Below are 451 nucleotides of genomic sequence, written 5' to 3'. Positions count from 1 at the left end.
GATTTTTATCGCTCTGAACATCAAAAAAGAAAGGACGAATTTTGTCCTTTCCCGAACTTAGCTTTTCTTCAACCCGCTACAGTTGACAAAGAGCCGAACTCATCACACAAAGACAATAAAAAAAGAGCTAACACTCTTAGTTTACGGAGAATGGGGGATTCGAACCCCCGCGCCAGTTACCCGACCTAACGATTTAGCAAACCGTCCTCTTCAGCCTCTTGAGTAATTCTCCTACTTTAATGGGCACGAGTGGACTCGAACCACCGACCTCACGCTTATCAGGCGTGCGCTCTAACCACCTGAGCTACGCGCCCAAGTCAAAAACTTGGTAATTTGAACAAAGTTCAAAGCGGGTGACGAGAATCGAACTCGCGACAACAGCTTGGAAGGCTGTAGTTTTACCACTAAACTACACCCGCATAACTATTATGAAATGGCGCGAGACGGAATC

Annotated in this window: 3 tRNA genes; all 3 read right to left on the bottom strand. The window is 46.1% G+C overall.

Features of this window, described 5'->3' with window-relative positions:
• Window positions 1-144: 144 nt before the first annotated feature.
• Window positions 145-232, bottom strand: a tRNA-Ser gene (locus tag B7709_RS00165).
• A gap of 8 nt (window positions 233-240) precedes the next feature.
• A tRNA-Ile gene (locus B7709_RS00160) sits at window positions 241-314 on the bottom strand.
• Between the two features lie 34 nt (window positions 315-348).
• Window positions 349-419, bottom strand: a tRNA-Gly gene (locus B7709_RS00155).
• Window positions 420-451 lie beyond the last annotated feature (32 nt).

The organism is Streptococcus oralis subsp. dentisani (assembly GCF_002096335.1).
Taxonomy (GTDB): Bacteria; Bacillota; Bacilli; order Lactobacillales; family Streptococcaceae; genus Streptococcus; species Streptococcus oralis_Z.
This window is presented reverse-complemented; position numbering and strand designations above follow the sequence as displayed.